We start from the raw sequence: 14,287 nt of genomic DNA on the forward strand, positions 1-14,287 counted from the left end.
GAGCCCGGTGCAATACCGGACTCATGCCAGCCAATTAGCTGCATAATTGAAACTCTAACTTTAAGGGGTCACTACCTGGCGGCGTTCTCTTTTTTAAAATCCGTTTAAAAATGGATTGCTGTCCATTTCTGTAATAATGGACGTTGCTGGTCCATGTCCAGGGAGCACAATCGTTTCTTCAGGCAGGGACATAATTTTTTCATTGATACTGTCAATCAAGACCTGGTGATTGCCACCAGCAAGGTCTGTACGCCCGATACTGCCCATGAACAGTGTATCCCCTGCAAATAAGGCGCCGCCTTCTTCAAAATAATATGAAACGCTTCCTGGCGAATGGCCGGGCGTATGCAGCAGTTTAAACGTGAACGAGCCAACAGTGAGCTCTTTTTCCTTGTCAATGAGGACATCTGCCGAAGGAGCGGTAATGACCCCCATGCCAAAACGGCTTGAACCGTTCAACTTTGGATTCTCAAGCCATGCTTCTTCTTCCTTATGAAGGTAGACAGGAATGTTGAACGTTTGTTTAAGCGAACCGACAGCGCCAATATGGTCAAAGTGAGCATGTGTCAGCAAGATAGCCAATGGCTCCAATTTATTTTCTTGCAGCCAGCTAACGAGCTGATCTCCCTCTGACCCCGGATCAAAAATAATACATTTAGACTCGTGGGAAAGCACGTAGCAATTAGTTTGCAGCGGGCCAAGCGGCAATTGAGTCCAATCCATATGATCTCCACCTTTCTCATTATCCTTTTGTATCGTAACAGGAAATCACCGCTGATAAAAGAATTATCCGTTTTCACTCTCGACAAATACTAAAAAAACTTATACAATAGGGGTGTGTTTTGCAATTACATAGTTCTTTTTATTGATTCATTATAGAAAGGGGTTTGGTACGATGAACGGTTTAACAATCATTTTTGCGCTTATTGCCATTCTTGCAGTATTCAGCACAATCAGTGCGTTGAAAAACAAAAACCCGCTCGGTATTTTCTTTGGACTTGGTACAGCTGGTGTTATCGGCTGGTTCACCATCATGACCATTTTAAATCATGGCTATCCAGCAGCCCATTAAAAAAAGCACCTGACTTTGATCGGGTGCTTTTTTCATGCAAAAAAACTGCCTCGAAAGGCAGTTTTTATTGTTCTTTTATCGCAGAATCCGGATCATAGAAGCGAAGCAAATCGCCATAGATCACCCGATCCGAATAATTTAATTCTGTTGCAGCTTTTTCGATATAAGGTGCACAGTAGGTTGCATCTGTTTGTTCACCTGTTGCTTTATCCCAGCATGCATCGCCGGCATATACGTAATCCTCAGTGACAAAACGGCCGTCACGGAATGCTGCGAAGTTTTCATGGTCTTCAGACAGCAAATCTTGTCCAAACTGGATGTCACCCTTCGTGTCGATTCCAAGAAGGTGCAATAGCGTTGGGCGTACATCTACTTGTCCGCCTACCGTTGAGATTTCTTGTCCATCCACACCTGGAATATGAATCAGAAATGGTACCTTTTGAAGCTCTGCTGATACGTAAGGCGTTACTTCCTTGCCAAGGTATTGAGCCATCGCTTCATTATGATTCTCAGAAATACCGTAATGGTCACCGTACAGGACAATGACAGAGTTTTCATACAGACCTGCTTCTTTTAAATCTTCTACAAAGGTTTTCAATGCTTCATCCGTATAACGGACAGTGACGAAATAGCGGTTTAACGTGCCGCTGTTAGAATTAAATTCATCGATCATTTTATCTTCTTCATCATAATAAAACGGATGATGATTCGTTAATGTGATCATTTTTGAATAGAACGGCTGCGGCATTTCTTTCATTAAGCCCACCGACTGTTCAAAAAACGGTTCATCTTTCATTCCCCAGTTCACACTGTTGTCTTCATTAACGTCATAATCATTTACATCATAAAAACGTTCATATCCGATCGCATCATACATAATATCGCGGTTCCAGAAGCTTTTGTTATTAGCATGCATTGCATTTGGAAAATAGCCGTTTTCTTTAAGCTTTTCAGCCATTGAATTAAACTCATTGCCTGAATGTGTAAAGAAAACTGCTCCACGGCTCAGCGGATAAAGAGAGTTTTCAGTTAAAAACTCAGCATCAGCCGTTTTTCCTTGTCCGGTTTGATGATAGAAATTCGTGAAGTTTAAGCTTTCTTTCGCAAAATCATTTAAAAATGGTGTAATTTCCTGGTCATTGACTTTATTGTTCATTACAAAAGCCTGTGTTGATTCAACAGATACCATAATTAAATTTTTCCCTTTTGCGGCACCGAACAATTCATCGTTTGGCGCTGCATAATTTGCATCAGAGAAGTTTCCGATTTCTGTTAATTCACTGCTGTCAGCCAGTGCACGCTGAGCGGACGATTTAGACTGAAGGAAAATGTCATAAATATGATAGTTAAATGTACCAATATTTTTCACAAGCATTTCCCGGTCAAACGTTCTTGTTAACAACTGGGGCCGTTCAATTTCCGCCAATCCAAGATTTAAAAACATAATCGCAGCAGCTGACAAAAAGTAAGCACGGCGATTCATTTTTGACATTGGGCGAAATTTCACAAACGATGGTTTAAATTTAAGCAGAAGAAATAAAATAATGACATCTGCAAAATACAAAATGTCAGCTACGTTAAACTCTTCTGTTACACTATTGCCAAGATCGGCAAAGTTACTCGTTTGAAATAAAAGCGGCATCGTAATAAAATCGTTGAAAAAGCGGTAAAAGACAACATTGGCAAACAGCAGGAAACTCAAGAAAAAGCTCATACCCAGTAGGTAACGATTACGTGTTTTATCGCTTTTAAAGAAAAATCCGACACCCATTGCCAGCATAATAAAGCTGAGCGGGTTAATCAGTAAAATAAATTCTTGCAGCGTGTTTTCAATATCCATGTTAAAGCTTGTTTTATAGACGATATATGTTTTCATCCATAAGAACAAAACAGCGACAGCAATAAGCGAAATGTTGCTGCGTATTGTTCTTGTCATTTTTCCAGCCTCCTCGTTACATCTGTAACAAAACCGTTCAGGGGTTAAAAATTTTTAACCTTTTGTAAATTGCCTTTTCCAATCTTAATACTTTTTTTACAAAAAATCAAACAGAATGCCAAAATAGCTCTATATAATAGTTTCATGACGATTCCGCTTGTTCAATCATACGTATAAAAAACAAAAAAGTTTCATAAAAAAAAGAGGCTGCCCCCAAACCATGGGACAGTCTCTTTCCATGTTAAACCGTCATGACTTTTGCCAAGTAGGCCGCACCGATCACACCGGCATCATTACCGAGCTGTGCTTTTTCTATTGACAGCACATCCATTGCACGCGGGAATGTATACTGTCTAACATACCCTTCCAGCGGTGTTAACAAAGCAGCTCCCGCCTCTGATACACCGCCGCCTAAAACAATTTTAGCCGGGTTTACAATGTTAGCAATATTGCCAATCGCAAGACCTAAATAAAAGGCACAGCGATCAATAACACGTTTTGCTGCTTCATCACCCGCTGCAGCTTGTTCGAATACGGTTCGGGCATCTGGGGCCTCTTTTCCTTCTTGTTTGTACAAGTTAACAATTCCCGTAGCCGAAGCAACCGTTTCAAGGCAGCCGTGCTTGCCGCAATTACAAAGGAATCCATTTTCCGGCTCAACGGTTATATGACCAATTTCTCCTGCTGCCCCGTTAACGCCTGTGATAATCATCCCTTTTGATACCACGCCGCCGCCAACCCCTGTGCCAAGCGTCACACATACAACGTCTCCTGTACCGCTTCCTGCGCCCCGCCACATCTCACCAAGTGCCGCACAGTTTGCATCATTTTCAATAAAGACAGGCAGTTCAATAGCTTCTTCAAGCAAGTTCTTTAATGGATATCCATTCGGCCAGCCGATGTTAACAGCCCCCGAAATTGTCCCTTCTACCGGATCAGCAGGACCCGGAGCGCCGACACCCGCTGCCAAAACGTCTACAGTAGTCAGCCCATCTGCCGCTAATTCTGCGTAAAAAGAGCGGGCGATGTCACCAACAATACGAGCGCCACTATCTGACCGATCAGTCGGAATAGACCACTTGCGAATAATGTCCCCTTCTGTCGTTAAAAAAGCCATTTTAATAGATGTTCCGCCAATGTCAAAAGCAGCAAGCCGTTTTTCTGCCATAATCACTTCTCCTGTTCTTTCTCTTTTTCAATTACAATCTGCTGGCGCAATAAAAGCAGCGCCATTTGGTATTCTTTCGGTTCCACTAGCTGGGACCGGTACAGCTCTTTTAGCTCCAGCTCCATCAACTGCAAATCCGCCACCCGGTTGCCGATATACACAAACACACCGTAGCGTTTTAGCAGCTGCTGAACATCAAAAATTGTTCTCATATTTTCACCCTGCTTTTATTCATTGGTCAATTTACCCGCAAGATCTTTGTACACTTGCTCATCTGGTGCATACTTCATCGCTGCTGCCGCAGATTTTGCAGCTTCGTTCCGACTGCCTTGTTCGGAATAAATAAGTGCTAAATTGTAATGTGCTTCATGAAAATCGTTTCGCAAAGCGACCGCTTGCTTAAAGTGTTTTTCTGCTTGTGTCAGGCGCCCATCACCCACTTCAATAAAACCCAGATAAAAATACGTTTCAGCAGAAGGTTTGCCGTCATTTTTGATAAAGTTTGATAAAATACGTTCTGCTTCCTGCTCATTTCCAGCATCAAGTTCTTCCGCTGCTCGTATGTTAATTGATTGAGCATCAACCGCTGCATATCCATGCTGAAATCCAAAAAACAAACCAGCGCCGACTGAGGCCAACGCCACTGCTGAAAACGCCATTTGCTGAAGCCGACGCCGCTTTTTTGGAAAGTGAACAATGCCCGTCGCTAAAAACCCGCCAATCAAGCCACCAATATGGCCCGCATTATCGATTCCGGGTATGGTAAACCCAAAAACAAGATTAATACCAATGACGCCGAGCACATTCATTCCCATTGTCCGAAAGAATAGCTTTGGTTTCGTGACACCAAAATAAAGAAGAGCACCAAACAAACCAAAAATAGCACCGCTTGCGCCCGCAGATAAATTTGGCGTCAGCAAAAAGCTTAGCAAGCTTCCTGTGAAACCAGAAAATAGATAAATCCAGAGAAACCGTAATCGGCCATATATTTGCTCAACTGCTATTCCTAAATAATATAAAGCCAATGAGTTCATTAAAAGGTGCAGCAGCCCAATATGCAAAAAGATCGGTGTAACAAAGCGCCACCATTCCCCTTCTAAAATGAGTAGATTAAACTTTGCACCAAATTGGATGAGCACTTCTGTATTGGTACTTCCACCAGCGAGTGTCATAAGTAAAAACATGATGATGTTAACGGCGGTAAAAGCATAGGTGAAAAAAGGCTTCCCATAATGAAAAAACCGCTTTTCTTCTTCTTTTCTCTTTACTTCATGTGATAATACTGCCCGCTCATATGCCGTTGCTTCGTCTTCCGCCCCATCAAAATCTCTCAGTTCCGGAACCGGCGATAAAATGGCTTCCAGCTCTTGAAGCGGCCCTGTTACTTCATCTTCGGTAAACAGCAACGTTGATGCTTTTGTTTTCCCACTTTCAGCTGGTCTGATGAATTGTGAAAACTCATCAACCGGTTTATTGGGAGACACAATGATATTTAACATAGTGAGTTTTCTTGTTCCTATTTGCTTTCGAAGTCGTTCGCCGATCCATAGTGTTTTCTCAATATCCCGTCTGAGACCGGCTGCCCATCCAAGATTTTGCCGGGACAGCCTGATAATGGCCGCTTCTTTGATCGAACGATTCTCAAGCAGTATTTCACTTCGATCCTGGCTCAGTCTGACTAGCGTATACTCCTGTTCCACTACGAGAAAATAAGCCAGCCGCCAAAAAATCACATCTATTTGCGTTGTCATTTCATCACTACTTTCGTCCATCCTGTTGATACCACTATAACGGAACTAATTCGGACGGTAAAGAAAGAAGGACAGTTTTTAGCAAATGATGATTTCTTCATCCGTCACAATTTTCTGAACAGGCAAATCGTACTTTTCAACCGGAAGTGTCTCAAGCAATTGAATGGAAAATGCCAATGAAATTGTTTGCCCTTCATACGAAGATAAAAAGCGATCATAGTAACCGCCGCCAAAACCAATTCGAAATCCTTTTTGATCAAAAAGAAGTCCAGGTACTATGACTAAATCTAATTGATTCGAAAAAATGGGTGTTGCTTTTTCAGGATTTGGCTCATAAAGACCCGCATAAACTTTTTCGAGATCCGAGAACTTCTCTAATCGGTAAAACTGCATGCTCTTGGTGTCCGGGCTGCATTTTGGCACACAAACAATTTTGCCAGTCAGCCAAGCGAAGCGAATCAGCTGCCATGTATCTACTTCAAAGTCAGCTGAAACTGTAATGGCAATCGTTTTGGCATGTTTCCATTCCGCAAGCGCATACATTTTTGCAGCTATATCGAAACTTTTTTGCTCATATACCGGCCGATCCATTGCAGCAAGCCGCTGCTTGATCATTTTCCTCATTTCTTTTTTGTCCATTTGCTCCTCCTCAACAGAAAAAACAGCAGGAAAGTCTCCTGCTGCTTACTTCGTTTCGCGGTGCACTGTCACTTTTTTCAATCGCGGGCTGTATTTTTTCAACTCGAGACGATCCGGGTTGTTACGTTTGTTTTTAGTTGTAGCATAGTTACGGTCACCGCTCTCAGTGCAAGCTAATGTAATGTTTACACGCATGTTTTTCCCTCCAAACTTGTCTCGCTTATTTTCAAGTCATTTGCGACTTTACTATAATAGCACCTTTTCGTCAGAAATACCAGCCTGTTTTTTCAACATTGACGAATAAGAATCCGACCGCTCCAAATGCCCGCTTTTTTCTTGCAAAACAGAAGCAGAAAATGTGTTAGACAACGGATAAAATGGCGTCAATCGGCTTGTAATTCCAGGGATTCCTCGCTTCAACCGCTTTTCAGCCAGCTTATATGCGCGATGCGTGCCAATATCCTGCCAGTACGCATTTGTTTCATATACATAAATCGGTTCCTGATTGGCAAGAAGTGCCGGAAAAACATCTTTCGCAAAATCTACTTCTCCTTGAAAAAAATATTCTTCAAAAAGAGATGGTTCAATTAAATAAATGCCTGTGCTCACCTGATTTGTCCACAAATGAGCCTCAGAAGGTTTTTCTAAAAGCGACAACAGTCTGCCTTTTTGATCAGTCAAACAAACACCAAATTGTTCAGGGCGCTCAGCCATCGCTGTGACAATTGTAATACGCGCCCCTTTCTCCTTATGAAAATCATACACATGACGAAGCGGTACATTTGTTAATGCATCCCCGCTTAAAACTGCCAATGTTTCTTTGAACAATCCACTTGAAGCAAATAAACTTCCTGCCGTACCGAGCGGCTTATGTTCTTCAATATATTGAATGTCCAGTCCATTTTGCTGTCCAAATCCTGCGTGCTGCTGAATAATTTCCTTTTTGTAGCAAACTGTCATGATGACCCGAGAAATGCCATTCATTTTAAAAACGTTTAAGTTGTAATCCAAAAGAGGTTTATTCAGTAAAGGGACCATTGGCTTTGGTATGCGGTCGGTAATCGGGCGCAATCGCTTTCCCCGCCCCCCAGCAAGCAAGATGCCTATCATGTGCGAACCCCTTCCATTTTTTTGATGAAAACGGTTTGATCATATACCTTTTCTGTTTGTGCACTGATGTGATTCCAGCTGTAAAGCTCTTTTGCCATTTCATGCCCATTTATACCAAGTTCATTTGCATATTCAGGCTGATCAAGAATAGCAGCTAGTTTTGTTGATAAATCTTCCGCATTTCCAGGCTCGAATAAAAGACCGGTTTGTTTATGCAAAACAAACGATTTTAATCCCCCTGTTGCGGCTGCAATGACGGGCTTTTGAAATGCCATCGCTTCAAGAGCTACAATTCCAAACGGTTCGTACAAGCTTGGAAACACAGCTGCTTCACATGTTTGGAATAACGCTTTCCTCTCTTCATCACTGACATATCCGACAAAATGAATCTTATTTTCAAGTCCACGTTTTTTGACCTCTTCACGCCATGTTTCAAGTAAAGGACCCTTACCCGCAATAATAAACTGAATATTTTCTTTTTTCAAGTCTTTTAAATGGATATTAAAAAATGTTTGAAAACCTTTTTCAAATACCATTCTTCCAATCGAGAAAATAAAGGGCTTTATATGACTAAACCGTGTATGGGTTGAGACATTCGCTTCAAACTCAACACCATTTGGAATAACATAAATATCTTTCTCGCCAGCTTCGTAAAAAACCCGTAATTCTTCTTTCATCGGCTGGCTGCAGACAATCACGGTATTAGATGCCGCAATAAGCGCTTTTTCTTTTGAAGCGATCGTATGCTGCAATTCATTATGCAAGCCATTATTACGCCCATGCTCAGTTGCATGGATCGTAGACACAAGCGGCAGTTGCTGTTGTTCAGCCAATAAAACCGCGGCGTCTCCTGTCAGCCAATCATGTGTATGGATAAGAGCAATATCATAGTCACGAATCAGCTCTGTTCCTTTTTGGAAAAGACATAAATTTAAGTCAGACGTTTGCTTTAAAAAGTCATGTTCGCCTTTATGAAGCGGACCTGTTCGATAAATATGAACACCGCTTACAACTTCATATTGAGGTGTTTCATGATGAGAAGCTGTCAGCACAATCACTTCACGTCCAGAAGCAACAAGCGACTCAGCGAGACCGTGCACATGACGGGCCATTCCGCCAACAATATTTGGTGGATATTCCCACGTCAACAGTAGGATGGCCCCTTCCATTTCCTCCACACTTTCACTAGGCTTCTTAGACAACATCGTCACCCCGTAATGCAGCCGCATGCGCTGGTGCGCATAATCTAAATCCGGAAATTCTTTACGTGCCCCGTCAAGTAAATATCGAAGCGAATCCACAGCACTTGTTAATTCCTCCTCAAGCCCGTAGATGGAGGCATACACACAATACGTCCATTCAAGATCGAAGACTCCTCCTGCCTCAAAAATGGCAGACACATATTTTTCATCCCACTCTTCTTTTAAATAAAAAATAGGGTCACAGCGCTGAATTTCTTCAGCTGTAATCAATGCTTGCCCCTTATTCATGTTTTCGTACACGAATGGAAAATGAATCATTCGTTTGACAGAAGAAATGTCTAATTTTGGTACTCGTTCTTCATCGATATCCTTAAATCGTCGACATGCATTATCTCCGGTCAACGAGTAAAGAATGACAGTTGATTCTTTATCATTTTGTTTACCTTCATACTGATAAGGAAAAATATCGAGTCCGCGTGGCGACATCCATTGAACATGATGTTGTTCATCAGGCGGGAAGGCATCATTAGGAAGAAAAACAAATTGACAGCCTTCTTGCTGAAGAAGTTCATCCATTCCGGGCATGTAGGCACCACGCGGAAGCCAGATAGACGGCGGTGGAGTGCCAAATAATTCTTTCCATATAGCAGCAGTCCGCTTTAAATCTTCCGCTGCCGCTCCTTTTATCATATACGCAGTTAATGGAAAATGACTAAGCGATACTGGCAGCAACAGAAGTTTTTCGTCAGCAATCAATGCCCGAAATGCTTGAATGAACGATCCATTATGCGTACGCAGTAGATCAGCTGATATGTGATTAGCATGGTGGTTAATAAAGGAGTTGACTGCCATTTTCCCGCGAACGCCATTTAACCAGCCTAACGCAAACAAATTAACAACAGCTGTCACTGGCTTGCCGGGTTCCGCGCGGTTTGCCGCTGCCAACAAATAGCCATATACGTTCATCATTTCCACTATTTCTTTACTGTCCATCGTCGACCCGGCCAGGGCAAGAGGCCGAAAGGGATGATCTACCATCATAATATTTGAAAAAGAAAATTTCATTTTCCCTTACCTCCTTCACCTATTGTAGCCTTATCGCAAGCAATCTGGATGCTCAATCCAACTCGGTCCACTAAAAGGATGATGATAAAATTCTTCCGCTGCTCTTAGCTTAAATATATAATCTGTATTTCGTTCATATGAAGCATGAACCGGATGTGACCGCAAAATCGGCCAAAATATATAATTTTTTGTTAAATAGCCGATTTCACAAACATAAGAGCGATTTTGTTTTAATCCTTTGATGGTCCAACAGTGATCTTGTATATTTACTTTTATACATGTAACGGAATGAGCATTCGTTCCATTAAAATAAATATCTGTTACATCAAAAATACGGAGATCGAGCACCTCTGTATTTAACGGCTTCTCACAATAAAAGGCCGCTTTTAACAGCAGAGGATGAATGTGCCATTTACAATAAAGACGTTCTTTTGATAAAAAAACGGTATGAAGTTCATTTTTCACGTCCAGTTTCATTTTTTTCGTCATAAAACGACGCCATTTTTGTTTTACTTGCTGTTTTGGAATCGAAAGTTTTAACGCAATTTGCTCCCATGAAAAATTTTGGCTTTTCAGCCTGACAATTTCTTCAATCAATATGTATCACCCCGGTCCGGCAGTTTTCCTAAACTGATTATACCATTATGGTATCATGTTCAATAGTATGCGGCAATCACCAGCGCACCGCTCTACTCGACTGCCTGATATGATACAATAACAAAAGAAGGATGAAAGGAGATTTTGTATGAACGGACTTATAATCGGATTGGCATGTGCCGGTGCCTTCTTTATTTTATTGTCGTTTTTTATACAAGATAAACAACGGCATCTTGAAAAAGAACTTGAAGAGCTGTCAATGAAAATGCTGCAGGAACATTATCAATTCAATAAAAAACTAAAAGTGCTTGAGGAAGAACTACTTATTGGGGATGCTCCTTCTATAACGGTGAGAAAACCGGTCATGGTAAATGAAATTATTCAAAGCCAAGTAATCGCCCTTTATCAGCAAGGAACATCACTTCTGCAAATTGCGAGTCAATCTTCTCTTTCGATAGATCAAGTGAAAACTATTCTGGCTGCGAGAAAGCGAATGGAGAATCAAAAATGAAAAAACAATCCATTCGCTCCTTCGGTTTTGGTCTGCTGGCTGCCTCGGCTTCCCTCTTTATCTTTAATGAAACTGAAACAAATAAGCCCGCTGAATTATCAACGGAAGAAATGATTCAAGTGTTAACAGAAGAAAATTACACCGTTCAAAAAGTAGATTCCAAAGAGGCCTCACAGCAGGCTGCTGCCCCGATAGAAAGTAATGAAGCGCAAAATCAAACCGAAGAACCTGCCACTGAGTCTGTGACAGTTTTGATCGAACAGGGCAGTTCTTCCAATGAAGCAGCGGCTAAACTAAAACAATCAGGTATCCTTGAAGACGAATCCTCTTTTAATCAATATTTAATAGAAAACGGATATGCAGACAAGCTGCAGGTTGGATCGTTTACTTTTCAGAATGGGATGACCCAGCAAGAGATCGCAGAAGTGTTAACCAAATAACCGTTCCATAATAAAAGCCGGCGCAATTGCGCCGGCTTCTTTTTCATTATCCAAACCGTCCTGAGATGTAATCATCTGTACGGCTGTCTGCAGGGCTGTTGAAAATCGTGTCGGTTGCATCAAACTCCACCACTTCCCCATTTAAGAAGAAAGCCGTTTTATCTGAAATCCGGGCAGCTTGCTGCATGTTGTGTGTCACAATAATAATCGAATATTTTTCTTTGAGCTCTTGAATAAGTTCTTCTACCTTTAATGTTGAAACAGGGTCAAGTGCAGACGTTGGTTCATCCATTAAAATGACGTCTGGCTCAAGAGCCAGGCAGCGTGCAATACAAAGACGCTGCTGTTGTCCGCCTGACAAGCCGTAGGCAGGTTCATGGATCCGGTCTTTTACTTCATCCCATAATGCTGCGCCACGCAAACTCTTTTCAACAGTTTCAGTAATGATTTGTTTGTTTTTAATACCATGAATTTTCAACCCGAACGCGATGTTTTCATAAATCGATTTCGGAAATGGATTTGGCTTTTGAAAAACCATTCCGACACGCGTGCGCAATTCTTCGACAAGAAAGCCTTTGCTGAAAATGTCACGCTCGCGATATTCAATTGTCCCGTTTGTTTTAACGCCTGGCACAAGATCAATCATTCGATTTAATGTCTTGATATACGTTGATTTTCCGCAGCCGGATGGGCCGATAATCGCCGTTACATCTTTTTCTTTAATGCCCAGGTTAATATTTTTAAGCGCATGGTGATCACCATACCACAAATTCAAGTTTTTTGTATTGTAAACGAGTACTTCTTCCTGTTGTACCGTTTGATTATTTTTCGTTGAGTTTACCGCAGTTAACGCCATGTAAGATTACCTCCAAATTTTCAATCACTATTTCCAAAAGTCCGTTATCTCGCCTGGTAACGATTTCGAATCCAGACGGCAATAGAATTCATTAAAATGAGCACACCGAGCAAGATGATAATCCCGGCAGCAGCAAGATTGTGAAAATCAACTTGCGGCCGGCTTGTCCAGTTGTAAATCTGCATCGGAAGTGCTGTAAATGAATCCAAGTACCCGGACGGCAAAAAAGCTACAAATGTCGGGATCCCGACAACAATCAATGGAGCCGTTTCCCCGATAGCGCGAGAAAAGGCTAAAATGCTCCCGGTTGCAATACCAGGAATCGCATAAGGAAGTACGACACGGTATATTGTCTGCCATTTTGTCGCACCAAGGCCAAATGAAGCTTCTTTTAATTCATTTGGAACGGCACGGATAGCTTCTTGAGATGCCACGATAACAACAGGCAAAACAAGCAAAGCCATTGTAAAACCGGCAGCCAAAACACTGTTTCCAAATCCAAGAACGCGGACAAAAATCGTCAGTCCGAGTAAACCAAACACAACAGACGGCACACCAGCCAAGTTTGAAATATTCATTTGAATCCAGCGTGTCAGCGCATTTTTCTTTGCGTATTCCTCCAGATAAATGGCTGTGCCGACACCGAGAATAGCCGCTGTTGGAATAACAACACTCATCATCCAAAGCGTACCGACGACAGCTGCTTTAATTCCTGCCTGTTCCGGACGGCGTGAAGCAAAGTTTTGGAAAAAGTCCCACGATAAATAAGGAGCACCTTGTGAAATAATACGGTAAAGCAATATGATCAAAATAATCGATGTAAACACAGTTGCAGCTAAAAAGATTCCTTTGATCACTTTGTTTTTCATAAGCCGGCCATCAATACGACCAATCATTTCTTCTGATTTAACTCGAGTTGTATTTCCCATCAGTATTCCTCCCTGAAACGCTTCGAAATGAACTGAGCGAGCATGTTCATCAGTAAAGTGAATACAAACAATGTAAAGCCGACTGCATAAATACTGTAATAAATTGTCGTGCCAAATCCTGCATCTCCAGTTGTAACCTGCACGATGTAGGAAGTCATTGTTTGTAATGATGACGTTAAGTCCAGCGCGGCAGACGGCGTTGAGCCTGCTGCAATGGATACAATCATCGTTTCACCGATTGCACGGGATACGCCAAGAACGATCGACGCAAGAATACCGGATAGAGCTGCTGGAAAAATAACTTTTGAAGCTGTTTCCCATTTGGTTGATCCCATTGCAAGCGCGCCGTGGCGAACAGGCTCTGGGACAGAAGAAAGAGCATCTTCAGATAACGAAACAATCGTTGGAATGATCATAATTCCCACAACGATCCCTGGACTGATAGCATTAAACAATTCCAATGAGGGAAATACTTCGCGCAGAACAGGTGTTACGAACGTTAGGGCGAAAAATCCGTATACAATCGTTGGAACACCAGCAAGCACTTCAAGAATCGGTTTCATAATTTTGCGTGTACGTGTACCTGCATACTCACTCAAGTATAGCGCAACAGCAAGGCCGATTGGGATAGCAAAAACAGAAGCGATCAACGTGATTTTCAGTGTACCCAATACAAGCGGCCAAATACCATAAACAGGATCTGTATTCGAGAATGGATACCACTCTGTTGATGTGAAAAATTCAACAATCGATACATCACGGAAAAACGTAATTGTTTCAAAAATTAATGTTAAGACAATCCCTAATGTTGTTAAGACAGAGACCGCAGCCATAATAAACAAGACCGCAGGAATAACTTTTTCACTTCTGTTCAAAAAGCCGCCATTATATTTTTTTTCAAGCAGCTGCTGAACCGGACTAAGGTCTTTATTTGTTGTTTTCAACCCGCCTGCTCCTTTCAACCCACGTACACCAATAGAGGGCATCGCCCTCTATTGGTGTATATTTTAA

General features: G+C 41.9%; 16 protein-coding genes. 3 read left to right on the plus strand and 13 right to left on the minus strand.

Going from position 1 to position 14,287, the window contains the following annotated elements; genetic code table 11:
* Positions 1-93 precede the first annotated feature (93 nt).
* Positions 94-723, minus strand: coding sequence for an MBL fold metallo-hydrolase (locus tag NLX67_RS17920; RefSeq protein WP_046178807.1), 630 nt, complete (start codon positions 721-723; stop codon positions 94-96).
* A gap of 172 nt (positions 724-895) precedes the next feature.
* On the opposite strand from NLX67_RS17920, the gene NLX67_RS17925 reads away from it, so the two are divergent.
* The gene (locus NLX67_RS17925; protein ID WP_046178806.1) at positions 896-1,072 is read left to right on the plus strand and encodes a DUF2759 domain-containing protein; all 177 of its coding nucleotides are present in this window, start codon (positions 896-898) and stop codon (positions 1,070-1,072) included.
* A gap of 64 nt (positions 1,073-1,136) precedes the next feature.
* Here the strand turns inward: NLX67_RS17925 and NLX67_RS17930 are convergent, their stop codons facing one another.
* From NLX67_RS17930 to NLX67_RS17970, 9 genes are all read right to left on the minus strand, one after another.
* Positions 1,137-3,008, minus strand: coding sequence for an LTA synthase family protein (locus tag NLX67_RS17930; RefSeq protein WP_254312816.1), 1,872 nt, complete (start codon positions 3,006-3,008; stop codon positions 1,137-1,139).
* Between the two features lie 241 nt (positions 3,009-3,249).
* Positions 3,250-4,176 carry an ROK family glucokinase gene (locus NLX67_RS17935; RefSeq protein ID WP_254312817.1) on the minus strand — a complete coding sequence of 309 codons (927 nt, stop codon included), beginning with the start codon at positions 4,174-4,176 and terminating at the stop codon, positions 3,250-3,252.
* A 2-nt stretch (positions 4,177-4,178) separates the two neighbouring features.
* The gene (locus NLX67_RS17940; protein ID WP_254312818.1) at positions 4,179-4,388 is read right to left on the minus strand and encodes a YqgQ family protein; all 210 of its coding nucleotides are present in this window, start codon (positions 4,386-4,388) and stop codon (positions 4,179-4,181) included.
* Between the two features lie 15 nt (positions 4,389-4,403).
* Complete coding sequence (locus NLX67_RS17945) at positions 4,404-5,948, minus strand: rhomboid family intramembrane serine protease (protein WP_254312819.1); 1,545 nt, start codon at positions 5,946-5,948, stop codon at positions 4,404-4,406.
* A gap of 57 nt (positions 5,949-6,005) precedes the next feature.
* Positions 6,006-6,566 (minus strand): 5-formyltetrahydrofolate cyclo-ligase, encoded by a 561-nt coding sequence (locus tag NLX67_RS17950; RefSeq protein WP_254312820.1) that lies wholly within the window; start codon positions 6,564-6,566, stop codon positions 6,006-6,008.
* 45 nt (positions 6,567-6,611) lie between these two features.
* Entirely contained in the window at positions 6,612-6,761 is a 150-nt protein-coding gene (gene rpmG / locus NLX67_RS17955; protein WP_046178801.1) for a 50S ribosomal protein L33, read from the minus strand.
* Positions 6,762-6,812: 51 nt separating this feature from the next.
* Positions 6,813-7,676, minus strand: a complete 864-nt coding sequence (locus NLX67_RS17960; protein WP_254312821.1) for a nucleotidyltransferase family protein — start codon at positions 7,674-7,676, stop codon at positions 6,813-6,815.
* Positions 7,673-9,943, minus strand: a complete 2,271-nt coding sequence (locus NLX67_RS17965; protein WP_254312822.1) for a glycosyltransferase — start codon at positions 9,941-9,943, stop codon at positions 7,673-7,675. Before NLX67_RS17965 ends, NLX67_RS17960 begins: the two co-directional genes overlap by 4 nt.
* A gap of 30 nt (positions 9,944-9,973) precedes the next feature.
* Positions 9,974-10,540 carry a DUF4912 domain-containing protein gene (locus tag NLX67_RS17970; protein ID WP_254312823.1) on the minus strand — a complete coding sequence of 189 codons (567 nt, stop codon included), beginning with the start codon at positions 10,538-10,540 and terminating at the stop codon, positions 9,974-9,976.
* A gap of 148 nt (positions 10,541-10,688) precedes the next feature.
* Here NLX67_RS17970 and NLX67_RS17975 point away from each other — a divergent pair, with 148 nt between their 5' ends.
* Both NLX67_RS17975 and NLX67_RS17980 read left to right on the plus strand, forming a co-directional pair.
* On the plus strand, positions 10,689-11,051 hold the full coding sequence (locus tag NLX67_RS17975; protein WP_046178798.1) for a helix-turn-helix domain-containing protein: 363 nt from the start codon (positions 10,689-10,691) through the stop codon (positions 11,049-11,051).
* A complete protein-coding gene (locus NLX67_RS17980; protein ID WP_046178797.1) occupies positions 11,048-11,491 on the plus strand; it encodes an endolytic transglycosylase MltG in 444 nt (147 codons plus the stop codon). The genes NLX67_RS17975 and NLX67_RS17980 overlap by 4 nt, the downstream gene beginning before the upstream one ends.
* A gap of 46 nt (positions 11,492-11,537) precedes the next feature.
* Here NLX67_RS17980 and pstB read toward each other — a convergent pair whose 3' ends face one another.
* From pstB to pstC, 3 genes are read right to left on the minus strand one after another with little or no spacing between them, the layout of a single operon-like run.
* A complete protein-coding gene (gene pstB, locus NLX67_RS17985; protein ID WP_254312824.1) occupies positions 11,538-12,347 on the minus strand; it encodes a phosphate ABC transporter ATP-binding protein PstB in 810 nt (269 codons plus the stop codon).
* A 44-nt stretch (positions 12,348-12,391) separates the two neighbouring features.
* Positions 12,392-13,276 (minus strand): phosphate ABC transporter permease PstA, encoded by an 885-nt coding sequence (gene pstA, locus NLX67_RS17990; protein WP_046178795.1) that lies wholly within the window; start codon positions 13,274-13,276, stop codon positions 12,392-12,394.
* A complete protein-coding gene (pstC, locus tag NLX67_RS17995) occupies positions 13,276-14,220 on the minus strand; it encodes a phosphate ABC transporter permease subunit PstC (protein WP_254312825.1) in 945 nt (314 codons plus the stop codon). Before pstC ends, pstA begins: the two co-directional genes overlap by 1 nt.
* Positions 14,221-14,287: the final 67 nt, after the last annotated feature.

The sequence above is a fragment of the Domibacillus sp. A3M-37 genome (assembly GCF_024213455.1).
GTDB classification, from domain to species: domain Bacteria; phylum Bacillota; class Bacilli; order Bacillales; family Domibacillaceae; genus Domibacillus; species Domibacillus tundrae.